Source organism: Phytobacter massiliensis JC163 (assembly GCF_000321045.1).
Taxonomy (GTDB): Bacteria; Pseudomonadota; Gammaproteobacteria; order Enterobacterales; family Enterobacteriaceae; genus Phytobacter_A; species Phytobacter_A massiliensis.
The window spans coordinates 307404-324275 of sequence record NZ_HE578949.1 but is presented as its reverse complement, the minus strand read 5'-3'; the positions used below and the strand labels follow the sequence as shown (position 1 = coordinate 324275).

Here is a 16872-nt window from a genome sequence, read left to right as displayed (position 1 = left end):
TTCAGAATTTAATCTTGTGACGACCGGCGAGAGAGTGAGAGAGCGTCGTGCCGTCTACCATTTCCAGTTCGCCGCCGACGGGAACGCCGTGGGCGATACGGCTGGCTTCTACGCCATACTGCGCGCACAGCTCGGCGATATAGTTAGCCGTCGCCTCCCCTTCCACCGTTGGGTTGGTAGCGAGAATCACCTCTTTTAGCGATTCAGCGGAGAGGCGCTGTTCAAGCCTGTCGAGACCGATGTCGTCCGGGCCGATCCCGTCGAGGGGCGACAGATGACCCATCAGAACAAAATAGCGGCCGGAAAACTGGCCGGTCTGTTCAATGGCGTAGATATCCGCCGGGCTTTCTACCACGCAAATTTGCCCGTTTTCCTGACGCCGCGCGTTGCTGCAAATATTGCACACCTCCTGCTCAGTGAAGGTGCGGCAATCGGCGCAGTGGCCGATCTCCGACATGGCGCGGGTCAGCGACTGCGCCAGCCGCATTCCGCCGCTGCGGTCACGCTGCAAGAGCGTAAAGGCCATGCGCTGCGCCGACTTCGGGCCAACGCCCGGCAGGCAGCGCAGGGCTTCCATAAGCTGCGTTAGCAGCGGGCTGGTCTGCATCAGAACGGCATCTTAAAGCCAGGCGGCAGCTGCATGCCGGAAGAGACAGAAGCCATTTTCTCTTTCTGCGTCTCTTCGATACGGCGCGCGGCATCGTTAAATGCGGCGGCGACCAGATCTTCCAGCATTTCTTTATCGTCTTCCAGCAGGCTTGGGTCGATCTCCACGCGACGGCAGTTATGCGCGCCGTTGATGGTCACTTTCACCAGACCCGCGCCGGATTCGCCGGTCACTTCCAGCTTCGCGATCTCTTCCTGCATCTGCTGCATTTTTTCCTGCATCTGCTGGGCCTGTTTCATCAGGTTGCCCAGACCGCCTTTTCCACCAAACATAAGCTTCTCTCTTTATTGAGTGGTGACTGACCAGAGTGATAAGTCACATTCAGGGTTGAAGACAGGGAGCCTGCGCTTCCCGTCAAATGGGGCGGATACTCTCTTCATCCAGATCCGCATCAAAAAAGCGTTGCAGCGTCTGGATATTGTTATCCGCGATAATCGCCTCGCGCGCCTGCGCGAGTTTCTCTTCATAGATGGCCTGCCGCCACTCCAGCGGCGTGCGCACCGCCGGATTATCATCTTCAATGATAGTCAATTCAACCGGCATGCCATATAAGCCTTCCAGCGCCTGGGCAAGCGTCGCCTGCGCGGCGGGAGAGTTAAGATGGCGCTGGGCAGGACGCAGGTGCAGGCAGATACGGCTGCCCTCCTGCTCTTTCCAGGCGTTAAGCGCCACCTGCTCCACCAGCTTCGGCAGAGTAAGCTTGCTGACATCCGCGGCCCAGGCGTCCCGGGTGAGCGACTCTTCCGCCAGTTTTTTTGCCAGCTCCGGCGTTTTCTCATGCTCCAGCGCTTTTTTTAGCGCCTTCGGCGTAGCGACAACCTCTTTGACCTGCTCGACAACGGTAGTCGTTGCTTTCCAGCGGTAGGCCTCTTTTTTGACGTTGACGTCGTCCGCCGCTTTTGCCGCCGGGCGTGACTGTACGCGCTCGGTGACGGAGGCCAGTCTTTCCAGCGCGCTGTTATTCACCGGCCGCACGCGGGAGGCGGCTGCCGGTTCACTCTTTTTTGCTTTGTCCGCTCCCTGCGCGCGCTGCAGCTGACGACGCGCGGCCAGCACCTGGCTGGTGGCGTTGGGCAACGGCGTTTCCTGCTGCGGTTGTGGCTGCGGTTGCGGGGTCTGCATGACGACCTGCTGCTCCGGCGCCAGCACGGCGGCAGGGGCGACAGGGGCAAACGTGTGCTGCGGCGCATCCGGTACGGTTAAAGGCTCGCGGGGATGAAACGCCAGCGCGCGCAATAGCGTCATCTCCATGCCCATTCGTCTGTCGGGGGCATAGGGCAGCTCTTTACGGCCAACCAGCAGCGTCTGGTAATAGAGCTGAACATCGGCGGGGGGCACCACCCGCGCCAGTTCGCGCATCCGCTGTTCAACGCTCGCCATATCGCTGCCAAGCGCGGCCGGGCTGAGCTGAATCATGGCGATACGGTGCACCAGCGTCTGCATCTCGACCAGCAGCGCATCCCACTCAACGCCACGGGAGGCCGCGTCATGAACCAGCGCCATCGCCCGTTCGCCGTCTGCGGCGACTATCGCCTCGATCAGCGCCAGCGCCTGGTCATCATTGAGCGTCCCGAGCATGGCGCTCACCACCGGCGCCGTCAGGTTGCCGTCGCCGCTGGCGATAGCCTGATCGGTAAGGCTCAGCGCGTCGCGCAGGCTGCCATCCGCCGCACGCGCCAGTAGCTGTAGCGCCCGTGGCTCGTGGGGGATATTTTCCGCATCCAGAATATGTTCCAGCTGCTGGCGAATCTGGTCGACATCCAGCGCCTTAAGATGGAATTGCAGGCAGCGGGAGAGAATGGTCACCGGTAATTTTTGCGGATCGGTTGTCGCCAGCAGAAATTTCACGTGCTCCGGCGGCTCTTCAAGCGTCTTTAGCAGCGCGTTAAAGCTGTGGCGCGAGAGCATATGGACTTCATCGATCAGATAAACTTTAAACCGACCGCGAGCAGGCGCGTACTGGACGTTATCCAGCAGATCGCGGGTATCTTCAACTTTGGTGCGCGAGGCGGCGTCGATTTCGATTAAATCGACAAAGCGCCCCTGTTCAATCTCCCGGCAGCTGTCGCACACGCCGCAAGGGGTGGCCGTAACGCCGGTTTCGCAGTTTAATCCCTTCGCCAGCAGTCGGGCGATAGACGTCTTACCGACGCCGCGCGTACCTGAAAACAGGTAGGCGTGATGGACGCGTCCTGAGGTAAGGCCGTTCGCCAGTGCGGTCAGCACATGCTCCTGGCCGACGACGTCAGCAAAAGTTTGTGGTCGCCATTTTCGGGCTAAGACCTGATAACTCATTGGCAGGCTCTGAAACGCTGGAAGGTGGATTAATAGGAGGGAATGCTACCACAACCTCACCCTTTGGGCGAGGCTGCGGAAAGGAGGATCAGTGGCCCGGGAACGGCACCAGGCTATAGCAGTGAATCCCCTGTTTTTCGAGGCGTTGTTCGCCGCCGACGTCAACCAGGTTGATGATAAAGGCTGCATCCTGCACTTCACCGCCCAGGCGGCGAATCAGCTTCACCGTGGCTTCAATGGTGCCGCCAGTCGCCAGTAAATCATCAACGACCAGTACTTTATCACCTGGCTTAATCGCATCGATATGGATCTCCAGCTGATCGGTGCCATACTCCAGCTCGTAGCTTTCCGCGATGGTTTCGCGGGGCAGTTTACGCGGCTTGCGTACCGGGACAAACCCGACGCCAAGCTCAAGCGCCACCGGCGCGCCAAACAGGAAGCCGCGCGCTTCGGTGCCCACTACCTTAGTGATTCCCGCGTCTTTATAACGCGCTACCAGCAGTTCAATGCTGAGCGCGTACGCTTTCGGGTCTTCCAGCAAACTGGTGACATCACGGAACAGAATCCCTGGTTTTGGATAATCCGGAATACTTTTGATGCTGTTTTTGAGAAATTCAAGCTGCTGCGCAGTCGCTGTCATGGGTTTTTGCCTGATAGAAACGGTATTACTCACAGCGCAAACTGGGGGTTCGCATGTAACCTGCGGTTAACATTTAACCAGCTGCGTCTGTACTCGAAAACGCTCGAATTTACTGGCAGAACGCGACAATTGCAACTTCCATCGCAGCGCTTTATGGTTTTTGTTGCTTTGCGTCAACCACCGGGATGCGCCACATAAAAATGAGCAGGCAGGCGAGGATCGCCAGCAGCAGCCACCGTACCCAGATAACCTTGACCAGCCATAAAGAGACAGCGAAGGTCACCAGTATCACCGCAATAGCGCGTGGCTTCGCCCCCGGCGGCATCGCCCGATACGTTTGCCAGTGCCGCAGGTAGCCGCCAAACCACGAGCGGTAGAGCAGCCAGCGGTGAAAACGCGGCGACGAGCGGGCAAAACACCACGCGGCAAGCAGAATGAAGGGTGTGGTCGGCAGTAATGGCAACACCACCCCAAGCGTACCCAGCACTACCGCCAGCCAGCCAATGATGATTAAAATAGTTCGTTGCATAATGCGAATCGTTATCAGGACGAGGGGCTAATGTAGCACAGTCACCGGCAATTACACGGGAGAGTATCAGTGAAAAGCGCGTTGCTTTTAGAGACGCTGGCGCAAAAGATCGATGCGCTGGCGGCGCAGGTGTTGCCGCACGGCAGGCATGCCACCATCAGCCCGCGTTTTGACAGGCAGCTTTTTCGCACCCGCAGCACCCAGATGCAGGCGTATCTGGAGGAGGCGCGAAGCAACCTTAACGCCCTGCGTGACGCCGCCGCTGCCGGGCAGTCGCCGCAGGTGGCCTGGCTTGCCGAAAAGCTGATTGACCAGATTAGCGCGCTGAGCCGGGAGGCGGCGACATGGCGCTTGCGCGCCTGGGATAGTCCTGCGCCCGCGGTGGCGAAATGGCAGCGTAAGCGGCTGGAGCACCAGGAATTCGAAAAGCGGCTGGCCGCTATGAGGCAGGAACGGGAAGCGCGGCTAACCCGTGTGGAGACCTTCGCGCAGCAGCAACAGTTGCACAAAGAAATTACCGCCCTCGACGGCCGGTTACGCCGCTGTCGTGAGGCGCTGGACAATATCGAACAGGTGCTGGCGCGCCTGACCCGTTAACCGAAGGAGTCGCTATGTCGCTGGAAAACGCCCCGGATGAGGTCAAGCTGGCCGTGGATCTGATTATGCTGCTGGAGCAGCACGAAATCGCCCCGCAGACGGTCATTAAGGCGCTGGAGATCGTCCAGCGGGATTTTGCCAGAAAAGTAAGAGAGAGCCGGGGGATCGATTCGTAGCCTGGATAAGGCAACGCCGCATCCGGGGATGCGGCGTTACCAGGCCCGGTTTACTGCGCAGGCGTCGGGTCATCACCTTTTAACTCACGCTTCACTTCCGTATGCTCGTCGCCATTGGCGTTACGCAAATGCACCTCAAGCTGGTTGAAGGCGATATTGATGTCATTTTCGCGGCACAGCTTGTCGATTGTGCGGTTTAACTCATCCACCGTATAGCTGCGATCGCGCAGCTCACGCACGTACAGGCGCAGCTCATGATCAAGGGTGCTGGCCCCAAAAGTGGTAAAGAAGACCGCCGGTTCCGGGTCGTGCATTACTTTCGGGTGCTCTAATGCGGCTTTGAGCAGCACCTCTTTCACTTTGTCCAGATCTGAACCATAAGCTACGCCCAGGCGGATCACCACGCGGGTGATGGTGTCCGAGAGCGACCAGTTAATCAGCCGCTCGGTGACAAACGCCTTGTTGGGGATAATCACCTCTTTGCGGTCAAAATCGGTGATCGTCGTGGCGCGAATGCGGATCTTGCTAACCGAACCAGAATAGGTGCCGATGGTGACGGTATCGCCAATACGCACCGGACGCTCAAACAGAATAATCAGGCCGGAAACAAAGTTACCGAAGATTTCCTGTAAGCCGAAACCAAGACCGACCGACAGCGCCGCAGCCAGCCACTGCAGTTTGTCCCACGATACCCCCAACGAGCCGAAAATCGTCATCGCACCGGCGGCAATAATAATGTAATTGAGGATGGTGGTGATGGCATAAGACGCGCCCTGGCGCATATTGAGCCGCGACAGCACCAGCACCTCCAGCAACCCAGGCAGGTTGCGAATCAATGCCCAGGCGACGACAAAGGCGATCAGCGCAAACAGCATGCTGCCCATGGTGACATTTTTCACCACCGCCGCCCCCGCTTCGGTGCCGTTGTAATGCCACAGCACCACGCTGTCGAGGTAGGCAAAAACGGTGATCAGATCGGACCAAATGGCCCAGAACGCCAGGCCAAACAGGGCGATCATCAGCAGCATGGTGATACGCAGCGTCTGCTGGTTAACCTGTTCAAGGGCGATGGTCGGCTCCTCCTGCGGCTCGGCCCCTTCCGCGCCCTCTTTAACCAGATGCTGGCGGCGAGAGAGCGCGCGACGGTAAGCGATGCGCCGGGCGGCGACGCTCAGACCGCGCAGGACGGTCTGATAAAGCAGATTCCACAGGATAACCAGATAGACGGTTTCAATCCAACGCCCCGCCAGACGCAGCGTGGTATAGAAATACCCTGTCGCGGTCAGCACCATTAGCGCCACCGGCACAATCGCCAGCACGGTCAGGGTCACCAGCCGAATGCCGTGGGACTCTTTATCGCGCCAGCTTTCGCGGAACATCGGCCAGACCAGCGCGGTAATCACCAGCAGGTTGAGCAGGATAACCATCTGCCCCAGCACATCGTCCATCAGATGCAGCGGCGAGAGTTCAGACACCACCGACCAGAAGTGCAGCGGCAGCAGTGCAAGGCTGACGCGCACAATTTGCCGCCGCCAGTGGCTGGTCAGCTGCTCCGGCATATTGAAGTGGTTGACCGCGACGCCGTCTTTTTCCAGCACTTTCCAGCACAGGCCAAAAACCAGCCAGAAGAGCGCCAGCTTTTTACTGAACGCCCAGAGCAGCTCGCTAAAATTGAGCTGCATGGTCAGCAGGATCAGGCCGATGGCAAGGATCAGCAGACAGACCGGCAGCGCGCGAATCAGGTCAATAAGAATCGCTTTTGGCGTATGGAGCTGGCTATCGTTTCGCAGCTGGCCAACCTGTGCCGCGAGGCGCGCCTGATAGCTACGCAGCCAGCCCAACCGCCAGCGAATCAGCCCGGCGATGAGCAGCAGCGGCAGGCCTGCCAGCAGGGCGATAGCGACCGCAGGCCAGGCCTTCTCCCAGTTAACGGTGATTTTCATCTTGCCGATCTGGTCTTTCAGCGCCTGCGGGAATGATTTAAGCCAGTCCCAGTCCATGGGTTTATTGCTGTTTACCCAGAAAATCTGCTGGGTAAGGATCTCCTGCAAGCTTTTCGACACGCTCATTAACTGCTGCTGGTTTACCTGCAGGTTAATAGCCATCATCAGCTGGTTACCCAGCTGTTTGTTGAGCTGGTCAAGCAGTTCACGGCGCATATCCACGATTTGCAGCAGCGCATCATGCACCTCTGCATTCACTTCGCTCTGGTGCCCCTCTTCAAGCCTGCCCACAAAGGCATCGCTCTGGAATAGCGCGTCGCGTTGCTGGTTGATTTCAAATTGCTCAAGGCGCAGGTCGGCGATGCGGTTGGTCATGTCCTCCAGCTCATCGGCAGAGGGGAGCGTCTGCTGCTGCTGGTAGAGGATACGCGACAGCAGCAGGCTGCCTTTCAGCACGGCAATCTGCTCTTTAATATTGCGCTCGGACTGTAACGCGCGATCGAGCCAGTTCTTAACCCGAATATTCTGCTGAACCAGCGAGTTGCCGTTCTCAGTGGCGGCGATCAGTTTCTGGCTGAGCTGATGGTTAACGTCCAGTTCCTGCTTCACCAGCGGCACCGCCTGAATACGCGCGGTCTCGTCAGGCGTGATAGCCTCCTGGGCGGTTTTTTCGGTCAGGGTCAGGCGCTTATTGTTAACGGCTTCCTGCAAGAGCTGCAGTTGATGTTCAAGGCGGTTGCTGTTGGCGGTGACATAATCACGCTGCTTTTGCAGGGTGTCCTGCAAGGTGGTGTTGCCCTCAAGGCTTTTACGCAGCTGCTCGATTTGCGCATTAAGCAACGCCTGTTGCGCCAGCAGCAGCGTCTGCTGCGTGGGGCGCAGCGCGCCTTCGCCCGCGGCGGTGCCGTTGAGACGGTTACGGATTTGCTGCAGCTGCTGCGACGCGGCGTACATGCTGTTTTGTACCCGTTCAGGCTGGGTTTGCAGCGATACCAGCTGGCTGTTATAGCTCGACAGGTCATTCTGCGACGTTTGCAAATCGTCAAGTAGCGAGGCAACACGCAGCTCTAACTGGCGCAGCGAGAGCGTGGCCAGCGTTTTGCGCGTCTCATCGTCATTGTCTTTGTCACTCAGGGCGTTGAGCGCTTCAGTCGCCTGGCGCAGTTTCTCCGGCGCCTGCGCCACCTTCTGTTTGAGCAACACCGTCTCCTGTTTGACCCGATCGATTTTATCGAGGGTCTCCAGCGTCTCGGTCAAATCCTCAATAACCAGCTTGTCCGTGGCAGTGTGATCTTTCTGCTTATTCAGCACATCAAGCTGATTCTGAACGTCGGCTCTGGTGGGCAGGTCGTTGTTTATCGACGCCCCAAAGGCAGTGGCGGAAAAAGCGATATAAATAAGGAACAGCACGGCGCAGAGGCCCTGCACTATGCTTCGCGAACGTATGGATTGCGGCATCATTTGCGTGATTAATCTGTATACGGGAAAATGGCCGAAACTAGCCACGCGCGAAGCATAGCACGACAGGCTTTTACAACCTAGTCACCTTATTCTTACTCAGGCGGACAGGCTTGCTGGCGCTTCATGCAGTGTTGGACAGAGCCTGCACATCTCCAGTAGTATCGCTACATAATCTCGCGCCTCTTTGTGCAAATCAAACGTCTCGGGCGCGAACAACCAGTTTTCCATAATGCCGGATATATAGGCGCGCATTAACACAGCCGCCCGGCGGGTAAGCAGCGTGGCGGGGAGTAAGCGGGCCTGGATGCACTCTTTGAGCGTTTGCTCGATGCGGTCGTAGCTCTCAAGGCATAAATTACGTTGCGCCTCTTGCACCACCGCCATTTCGCCAACGAATTCACATTTGTGAAAGATTATCTCCATCATCAGGCGGCGACGCTCTTCGACAACGGTTGCTTCGAGGATATAAACCAGTATTTCTTGTAAAACTGACAGTGGATCGTCAGGGAATTTTGCCCGATACTCAGTCTCGAGATCGCTGATGCTGGACTCTGACAGCTCCCAGATTTCGCTGAATAAATCCGACTTGTTTTTGAAGTGCCAGTAAATCGCCCCGCGGGTCACGCCCGCAGCTTGCGCGATATCCGCCAGCGAGGTTGACGAGACACCCTGCTGAGAAAACAAGCGCATGGCCACATCAAGAATGTGTTGGCGCGTTTCCTGTGCCTGCTGTTTGGTTTTTCGTGCCATATGTTGGTGAATTGACAGGAGTCAGATTTACATACATTTATGAATGTTTGTACCATAGCACGACGATAATATAAACGCAGCAATGGGTTTTTGGACATTGATCCATTGATCAATTTGAAATCGGACACTTGAGGTTTACATATGAACAAAAACAGAGGGTTAACGCCTCTGGCGGTCGTTCTGATGCTTTCAGGCAGCTTAGCGCTTACAGGATGTGACGACAAACCTGCTCAACAGCAGGGAGCCGCAGGGCAAGCGCCGGAAGTTGGCGTCGTCACACTTAAATCGGAACCATTGCAGATCACAACCGAGCTTCCGGGAAGAACCAGCGCCTATCGCGTTGCAGAAGTTCGCCCTCAGGTGAGTGGCATCATTTTAAAGCGTAACTTCACCGAAGGCAGTGATGTTGAGGCAGGTGTCTCACTTTATCAAATTGATCCGGCAACCTATCAGGCCTCCTACGAAAGCGCGAAAGGCGACCTGGCGAAAGCGCAGGCGGCAGCCAGCATTGCGCGTACCACATTGCAGCGTTATAAAAAACTGTTGGGCACGAAGTATATCAGCCAACAGGATTACGACTCCGCACAGGCAGACGCACAGCAGGCTGACGCAGCGGTAGTGGCAGCAAAAGCCGCTGTTGAAACCGCGCGTATTAACCTTGCCTATACCAAAGTGACCTCCCCTATCAGCGGCCGCATCGGTAAATCATCCGTAACGGAAGGCGCGCTGGTGCAGACCGGCCAGACCAACGCGCTGGCAACCGTTCAGCAACTCGATCCTATCTACGTTGACGTGACCCAGTCCAGCAACGACTTTATGCGCCTCAAGCAGGAGCTGGCTAACGGCACGCTCAAGCAAGAGAACGGCAAAGCGAAAGTGGAACTGGTAAGCAACGACGGCACGAAATTCCCGCAGACCGGCACGCTGGAATTTTCTGACGTCACTGTCGATCAGACCACCGGCTCCATCACTCTGCGCGCGATTTTCCCCAACCCGGATATGACCCTGCTGCCAGGGCTGTTCGTGCGGGCGAAGCTCGAAGAAGGGACCAACCCGAATGCGATTCTGGTACCGCAGCAAGGGGTAACCCGTACTCCGCGCGGCGACGCGACGGCGATGGTCGTGGGTGAAGGCGATAAAGTCGAAGTCCGCCAGATTAACGCCACGCAGGCTATTGGCGATAAATGGCTGGTGACCGATGGGCTGAAAGCGGGCGATCGCGTGATTGTGACAGGCCTACAGAAAGTAAGACCCGGTGCGCAGGTAAAAGCACAGGAAGTGACCGCTGAGAATAAAGAGCAAGCCCAGGGCGGCGCGCAGTCACAGCAGTCTAAGTCTTAACTTACACAGGAGCCGTTAAGACATGCCAAATTTCTTTATTGATCGCCCCATATTTGCCTGGGTAATCGCGATCATCATCATGCTTGCGGGGGGACTGGCGATCCTGAAGCTGCCTGTTGCGCAATATCCAACGATTGCGCCACCGGCAATTCAGATCAGCGCGACTTACCCCGGAGCGGATGCCAAAACGGTGCAGGACACCGTGACGCAGGTTATCGAACAGAACATGAACGGTATCGATGGCCTGCTTTACATGTCCTCAACCAGTGACTCTTCCGGTACGGTGCAGATCACCATTACCTTTGATTCCGGTACTGATGCGGATATCGCCCAGGTACAGGTACAGAACAAACTGCAGCTGGCGATGCCGCTTCTGCCGCAGGAAGTACAGCAGCAGGGCGTGAGCGTTGAGAAGTCGTCGAGCAGCTTCCTGATGGTCGTCGGTATGATTAGCACCGATGGCTCCATGACGCAGGAAGATATCGCCGACTACATTGGCGCTACGGTAAAAGATCCTATCAGCCGTACTAACGGTGTGGGTGACGTGCAGCTGTTCGGTGCGCAGTATGCGATGCGTATCTGGATGGACCCCACCAAACTGAACAACTTCCAGCTGACGCCGGTGGACGTGATTGCGGCTATCAAAGCGCAAAACGCCCAGGTCGCAGCCGGTCAGTTGGGCGGTACGCCGCCGGTTAAAGGCCAGCAGCTGAACGCCTCTATCATCGCGCAAACCCGTCTGACCTCGGCGGATGAGTTCGGTAAAATTCTGCTGAAAGTCAATCAGGACGGTTCGCAGGTTCGTCTGCGCGACGTGGCGGAAGTGGAACTTGGCGGCGAAAACTATGACGTTATCGCCCGCTATAACGGCCAGCCGGCATCCGGTCTGGGGATTAAACTTGCCACCGGCGCTAACGCGCTGGATACCGCTAACGCGGTGCGCGCCACCATTGATAAGCTGCAGCCCTACTTCCCGCATGGTCTGAAAGTGGTGTACCCGTACGATACCACCCCGTTCGTTAAGATCTCCATTAACGAAGTGGTGAAAACGCTGGTAGAAGCTATCGTACTGGTGTTCCTGGTAATGTACCTGTTCCTGCAAAACTTCCGCGCAACCCTGATTCCTACTATCGCGGTGCCGGTCGTTCTGCTGGGTACATTCGCCATCCTTGCGATATTTGGCTACTCGATAAACACCCTCACGATGTTTGGTATGGTGCTGGCGATAGGCCTGCTCGTGGATGACGCCATCGTGGTGGTGGAAAACGTCGAGCGCGTCATGTCCGAAGAGGGACTACCGCCGAAGGAAGCAACCCGTAAATCCATGGGCCAGATTCAGGGCGCGCTGGTGGGTATTGCCATGGTACTGTCGGCGGTATTTATCCCGATGGCCTTCTTCGGCGGCTCTACCGGTGCGATTTATCGTCAGTTCTCCATCACCATCGTGTCGGCAATGGCGCTGTCGGTGCTGGTCGCGTTGATCCTCACCCCCGCCCTGTGCTCGACCATGCTGAAACCGGTCGCTAAAGGCGATCATGGTGAAGGTAAAAAAGGCTTTTTCGGCTGGTTCAACCGCGTCTTTGATAAGAGTACTCACCACTACACCGACAGCGTAGGTAATATTCTGCGCAGTACCGGTCGTTACCTGGTGCTCTATATTCTGATCGTGGTCGGCATGGCTTACCTGTTCGTCCGCCTGCCAAGTTCCTTCCTGCCTGATGAAGACCAGGGCGTGTTCCTGACCATGGCGCAGCTTCCGGCAGGCGCCACGCAGGAGCGTACGCAGAAGGTGCTGGATGAAGTGTCCAAATACTACCTGGAAAACGAAAAAGCTAACGTAAACTCCGTGTTTACCGTTAACGGCTTCGGCTTCTCGGGTCGTGGTCAGAACACCGGCCTGGCATTCGTTTCGCTGAAAGACTGGGGCGATCGCCCGGGCGAAGAGAACAAGGTTCCGGCGATTGCCGGCCGCGCCAGCGCCCATTTTGCCGCGATTAAAGATGCGATGGTCTACGCCTTCAACCTGCCTGCGATTGTGGAACTGGGTACGGCAACCGGCTTTGACTTTGAGCTGATTGACCAGGCGAACCTGGGGCATGACAAGCTAACCCAGGCACGTAACCAGCTGTTTGGCGAAGTGGCGAAACATCCGGACCTGCTGGTTGGCGTTCGCCCCAACGGCCTGGAAGATACGCCGCAGTTCAAAATCGATATCGATCAGGAAAAAGCGCAGGCGCTGGGCGTCTCGCTGAGCGACATCAATACCACGCTCGGCGCAGCATGGGGTGGTAGCTACGTCAACGACTTCATCGACCGCGGTCGCGTGAAGAAAGTGTATCTGATGTCCGAAGCTAAATACCGTATGCTGCCAAGCGATATCAACAACTGGTACGTGCGTGGCGCCAACGGGCAGATGGTTCCTTTCTCCTCCTTCGCTACGTCCCATTGGGAATACGGTTCACCGCGTCTGGAACGTTACAACGGTCTGCCGTCAATGGAGATCCAGGGTCAGGCTGCGCCGGGTAAAAGTACCGGTGAGGCGATGGCAATGATGGAAGAACTGGCGAGCAAGCTGCCTACGGGTATCGGCTACGACTGGACGGGTATGTCCTATCAGGAACGTCTGTCCGGCAACCAGGCCCCTGCCCTGTATGCCATCTCGCTGATTGTCGTCTTCCTCTGCCTGGCGGCACTGTATGAGAGCTGGTCAATTCCGTTCTCCGTTATGCTGGTGGTACCGCTCGGGGTTATCGGGGCGCTGCTTGCAGCGACGTTCCGCGGCCTGAATAACGACGTTTACTTCCAGGTGGGCCTGCTGACAACCATTGGTCTGTCGGCGAAGAACGCGATACTTATCGTTGAATTCGCCAAAGATCTTATGGATAAAGAAGGTAAAGGTCTGATAGAGGCGACGCTGGATGCGGTTCGTATGCGTCTGCGCCCTATCCTGATGACCTCGCTGGCGTTCATCCTCGGGGTACTGCCGCTGGTCGTCAGTTCTGGCGCAGGCTCCGGCGCGCAGAACGCGGTAGGTACCGGCGTAATGGGTGGTATGATTACCGCAACCATTCTGGCTATCTTCTTCGTACCTGTGTTCTTTGTGGTTGTACGCAGGCGCTTTAGCCGTAAAAATGATGATATTGAGCACAGCCACAGCGTTGAGCATCACTAATCATCATCCGTCGAAGGCCGCGTAAGCGGCCTTTTTTATGCCTGTAGCAATTTCTATAAGGATCTCTTCAGATTATTTATTTTACCTAAGAAATTAGGCTTAAAATAAATACGGCCTTAGCCCTGTTCTTATTTTTAGGTAAAATTCTTAATTGCCCGATAGTATGCGTTTAACCAGGAATATTCCTGGCAGAAAAACAATATGAGATTTAGAATAAAAAAATAAACCTTTTTAACGTTAACTTTATGATATCAATGGCCTACTATTGTACTTGTATGCAGACGCCCATGCTCAGATCGCAACAGGCGGAGACAGGATGGCTGTGCCGACTGCCAAAGCGTAATAATTGTAATTTTTCGTAATAGCGCCATGAAATCTTTTAGAGAGTAGCTTATAGTTAAAATAGATGAAGGAAAGCAGGCAGTACCGCTGGTCAGATAAGACGTTTCCACCCCGGAGCAGTGTTCGGTTAGAAAAAAAAGCGACTCAAAAGGGGATGCGTTATGGACGAATACTCGCCAAAAAGGCATGATATCGCGCAGTTGAAATTTCTTTGCGAAACCTTATACCAGGATTGCCTGATAAATCTGCAGGAGAGCCACCACGGTTGGGTCAACGATCCTACGTCGGCGGTGAATTTGCAGCTCAATGAGCTGATTGAGCATATCGCTACCTTCGCACTGAATTATAAAATTAAGTATAATGAAGATAATAATCTGGTCGCCCAGATAGACGAATACCTTGATGATACATTCATGCTGTTTAGCAGTTACGGTATCACCACACAAGACTTACAGAAATGGCGCAAGTCGGGAAACCGTCTGTTCCACTGTTTCGCCAATGTGAGCAAGGCTAATCCCGTTAGCCACTCCTGTTAATATAACGATTAAAGGTAAGACTATGTCCACCAAACCACTCACTAAAATTGATTATTTGATGCGTTTACGACGCTGCCAGACAATTGACACTCTGGAGCGCGTCATTGAGAAAAATAAATACGAACTGCCTGATGACGAATTGACGGTGTTTTATTCAGCGGCGGATCATCGCCTGGCCGAACTGACAATGAATAAGCTTTACGACAAAATCCCGCCTTCCGTGTGGAAATTTGTCCGCTAATCTCCTCGCAAAGAATTGTTGTGGCTTTGTCTTATTTATCCAACGCCAGGCACCTGCCCGCAGTGTGAAAAAACGTTGCACTACGTTTAAATGCGGGCCAGAGCAGGATCGCGACGCCTGTCGCGACCGGGGCGATGTCACCAGCACGATTATCGTCGCACCGCGCGTTCGTTCAGCGACTTCACGCTGACAAGCCCCTTACTGCACAGGAAAACCAGCAACTGTTATCTTTTTTTGTCGACTAACTGTTACTTTTTTAACACAAACCGGCAACTTAAAATAGGCGCTAAACTTTTCTTCCCCTATCACTAAGGCGTCAGATGACAGAGATCCAGCGGCTGCTCAACGAAACAATCGACGACATTAACCACCGGGAAAAGCGTGACAACCGTCCGCGCTTTAGCATCAGCTTTATTCGCAAGCATCCGGGTCTGTTTATCGGTATGTATCTTGCCTTTCTCGCCACGCTCGCGGTGATGCTGCTGTCCGAGACGCTGGCCGATTCAGTCTGGCTGCTGGTGGTGCTGTTCATACTGCTGAACGGCTTCTTCTTTTTTGATGTCTACCCACGCTACCACTACGACGATATCGACGTGCTCGATTTTCGCGTCTGTTACAACGGCGAGTGGTATAACACGCGCTTTGTTCCCCAGGAGCTGATTGCCGCTATTCTCACTTCACCTGCGGTGGAAGAAAAACGCAAAATCCAGCTCCAGCAGATGATAGAGCGTAAGGGAGATCTGTCGTTCTACGACGTCTTTACCCTCACTCGCTCAGAGGCTGCCTGAATCTCCTCTGCCGCAACGGAGTGCGGCTTTTATCATGAGTACTTCTTCTGTCGCCCGCATCGTTTTAATGTAGAGGGACGATGACAAGGAGCTACTATGACGCAACTGAATCAATACGGGCAGCCTGTTGGCGACGCCCTTCCTCACTGGCAGCCACGCCCCTTTCCGCAACGCGTTACGCTTGAAGGCCGCTATTGCCGTCTTGAACCGTTGAGCGTCAGCCATGCAGGCGCGCTTTTTGCGGCGTACCGTCTGGACGATGGACGAGGCTGGACATGGCTGGGGCGGGAGCCGGAAAAAGATATTGATGCCTACACAGCATGGGTGGAAAACGCGGTCGCCCTGCACGACCCGCTACATTTTGCGGTGATTGATTTACGCACCCAGTCCCCCGTCGGCACCTTCGCCCTGATGCGCATTGATGCCGCCAACGGCGTAGCGGAAGTCGGCCACGTCCATTTTTCACCGTTGTTAAGCAGAACGGCGGCTTCCACCGAAGCGCAGTGGCTGCTCATGCGTTACGTGCTGGAAACCCTGGGCTACCGGCGTTACGAGTGGAAATGCAACAGCCTGAATGAGCCCTCCCGGCGCGCTGCGCTACGGCTCGGCTTTCAGTTTGAAGGCAGGTTTCGTCAGGCGCTGGTGGTTAAAGGCCGTAACCGCGATACCGACTGGTTTTCGATTATTGACAGCGAATGGGCGGGGCTGGATGCGGCATTTCGACAGTGGCTTGCCGCCGGGAATTTTACCGCCGACGGCAAACAGCTACGTGCTCTGGAAAGCTGGCGCAGCTAGCGTTTTTTCTTACGCCCCTGCACCGCCTTAAAACGCGGGTTAGTTTTACAGATAATGTATAAACGCCCCTTGCGTCTGACTATCTGGCAGTCAGGGTGGCGTTGTTTCGCGCTACGCAATGAGTTAAGGACCTGCATGGGTTAACCTCGCTTTGTGCCGGGAAAATTGCCAAAGCGCTGCTGGAAACGCGCAGCCCTGCCCTCAGTGCCCACCACTTTCTGTTTGCCGGTATAAAACGGGTGTGAAACAGACGAGACATCAATGGTGACATAGGGATAAGTCACCCCCTCAAGCTCAATCTCTCTTTCGGTTTTGATGGTCGAACCCACTTTAAAATATTCGTTCGCGCTGGTGTCATGAAACACCACGGTACGATAGTGCGGATGGATATCAGGTTTCATCTTACTCTCATATGTTTTGTTATAACATAACAAAAGTCTAGCGAATTTTATCTGCTACCGCAACCACCACGCGTTATGCATTTTTCGCAAAAGCACATGATCCCGCCCGGACATAAATTAGAAAAGAAGGTTATTGGTTGAAATCACTGCCATCAGGCAAGCTGAGTTCATTCCTTTTTAAGGAGAGCATGATGATGC

General features: G+C 55.4%; 17 protein-coding genes and 1 other annotated feature. Of the genes, 8 read left to right on the top strand and 9 right to left on the bottom strand.

All coding sequences use genetic code 11. The features are described from left to right. Nucleotide 1: 1 nt before the first annotated feature. The 5 genes from recR to ENTHG_RS21430 form a co-directional block, all read right to left on the bottom strand. A complete protein-coding gene (recR, locus tag ENTHG_RS21450; protein WP_044184791.1) occupies nucleotides 2–607 on the bottom strand; it encodes a recombination mediator RecR in 606 nt (201 codons plus the stop codon). Further along, nucleotides 607–939 carry a YbaB/EbfC family nucleoid-associated protein gene (locus tag ENTHG_RS21445; RefSeq protein ID WP_044184788.1) on the bottom strand — a complete coding sequence of 111 codons (333 nt, stop codon included), beginning with the start codon at nucleotides 937–939 and terminating at the stop codon, nucleotides 607–609. Before ENTHG_RS21445 ends, recR begins: the two co-directional genes overlap by 1 nt. Before the next feature lie 82 nt (nucleotides 940–1021). Continuing rightward, nucleotides 1022–2962 (bottom strand): DNA polymerase III subunit gamma/tau, encoded by a 1941-nt coding sequence (dnaX, locus tag ENTHG_RS21440; protein WP_044184785.1) that lies wholly within the window; start codon nucleotides 2960–2962, stop codon nucleotides 1022–1024. Next, nucleotides 1628–1692, bottom strand: a sequence feature (DnaX frameshifting element). Its footprint overlaps the gene before it by 65 nt. A gap of 88 nt (nucleotides 2963–3050) precedes the next feature. Continuing rightward, entirely contained in the window at nucleotides 3051–3602 is a 552-nt protein-coding gene (gene apt / locus ENTHG_RS21435) for an adenine phosphoribosyltransferase (protein WP_044184782.1), read from the bottom strand. A 151-nt stretch (nucleotides 3603–3753) separates the two neighbouring features. After that, on the bottom strand, nucleotides 3754–4131 hold the full coding sequence (locus tag ENTHG_RS21430; protein WP_044184779.1) for a DUF454 family protein: 378 nt from the start codon (nucleotides 4129–4131) through the stop codon (nucleotides 3754–3756). 69 nt (nucleotides 4132–4200) lie between these two features. Between ENTHG_RS21430 and priC the strand changes: the two genes are divergently transcribed. Further along, nucleotides 4201–4728 (top strand): primosomal replication protein PriC, encoded by a 528-nt coding sequence (gene priC / locus ENTHG_RS21425; protein WP_044184776.1) that lies wholly within the window; start codon nucleotides 4201–4203, stop codon nucleotides 4726–4728. Nucleotides 4729–4742: 14 nt separating this feature from the next. Beyond that, nucleotides 4743–4904, top strand: coding sequence for a pleiotropic regulatory protein RsmS (gene rsmS / locus ENTHG_RS21420; protein WP_044184773.1), 162 nt, complete (start codon nucleotides 4743–4745; stop codon nucleotides 4902–4904). Nucleotides 4905–4954: 50 nt separating this feature from the next. On the opposite strand, the gene mscK is transcribed toward rsmS, so the two are convergent. Both mscK and acrR read right to left on the bottom strand, forming a co-directional pair. Continuing rightward, nucleotides 4955–8257: a mechanosensitive channel MscK gene (gene mscK / locus ENTHG_RS21415; RefSeq protein WP_044185181.1), complete on the bottom strand. Its 3303-nt coding sequence runs from the start codon at nucleotides 8255–8257 to the stop codon at nucleotides 4955–4957. Between the two features lie 147 nt (nucleotides 8258–8404). Continuing rightward, complete coding sequence (gene acrR / locus ENTHG_RS21410) at nucleotides 8405–9058, bottom strand: multidrug efflux transporter transcriptional repressor AcrR (protein ID WP_044184770.1); 654 nt, start codon at nucleotides 9056–9058, stop codon at nucleotides 8405–8407. A gap of 141 nt (nucleotides 9059–9199) precedes the next feature. On the opposite strand from acrR, the gene acrA reads away from it, so the two are divergent. The 6 genes from acrA (at nucleotide 9200) to ENTHG_RS21380 (ending at nucleotide 16273) form a co-directional block, all read left to right on the top strand. Then, the gene (acrA, locus tag ENTHG_RS21405; protein WP_044184766.1) at nucleotides 9200–10399 is read left to right on the top strand and encodes a multidrug efflux RND transporter periplasmic adaptor subunit AcrA; all 1200 of its coding nucleotides are present in this window, start codon (nucleotides 9200–9202) and stop codon (nucleotides 10397–10399) included. Between the two features lie 22 nt (nucleotides 10400–10421). Then, complete coding sequence (gene acrB / locus ENTHG_RS21400; protein WP_044184762.1) at nucleotides 10422–13571, top strand: multidrug efflux RND transporter permease subunit AcrB; 3150 nt, start codon at nucleotides 10422–10424, stop codon at nucleotides 13569–13571. Nucleotides 13572–14074: 503 nt separating this feature from the next. Then, nucleotides 14075–14449 carry an Hha toxicity modulator TomB gene (gene tomB, locus ENTHG_RS21395; protein WP_044184760.1) on the top strand — a complete coding sequence of 125 codons (375 nt, stop codon included), beginning with the start codon at nucleotides 14075–14077 and terminating at the stop codon, nucleotides 14447–14449. 22 nt (nucleotides 14450–14471) lie between these two features. Next, nucleotides 14472–14690, top strand: coding sequence for a hemolysin expression-modulating protein Hha (hha, locus tag ENTHG_RS21390; RefSeq protein WP_044184757.1), 219 nt, complete (start codon nucleotides 14472–14474; stop codon nucleotides 14688–14690). 320 nt (nucleotides 14691–15010) lie between these two features. Further along, nucleotides 15011–15478, top strand: a complete 468-nt coding sequence (locus ENTHG_RS21385; RefSeq protein ID WP_044184754.1) for a YlaC family protein — start codon at nucleotides 15011–15013, stop codon at nucleotides 15476–15478. Nucleotides 15479–15574: 96 nt separating this feature from the next. Next, nucleotides 15575–16273: a GNAT family N-acetyltransferase gene (locus tag ENTHG_RS21380; protein WP_044184751.1), complete on the top strand. Its 699-nt coding sequence runs from the start codon at nucleotides 15575–15577 to the stop codon at nucleotides 16271–16273. Here the strand turns inward: ENTHG_RS21380 and ykgO are convergent. Both ykgO and ENTHG_RS21370 read right to left on the bottom strand, forming a co-directional pair. Continuing rightward, entirely contained in the window at nucleotides 16270–16410 is a 141-nt protein-coding gene (gene ykgO, locus ENTHG_RS21375) for a type B 50S ribosomal protein L36 (protein ID WP_044184747.1), read from the bottom strand. The two genes, ENTHG_RS21380 and ykgO, sit on opposite strands and share 4 nt — an antisense overlap. Nucleotides 16411–16413: 3 nt before the next feature. Beyond that, nucleotides 16414–16674, bottom strand: coding sequence for a type B 50S ribosomal protein L31 (locus ENTHG_RS21370; protein ID WP_044184744.1), 261 nt, complete (start codon nucleotides 16672–16674; stop codon nucleotides 16414–16416). Nucleotides 16675–16872 lie beyond the last annotated feature (198 nt).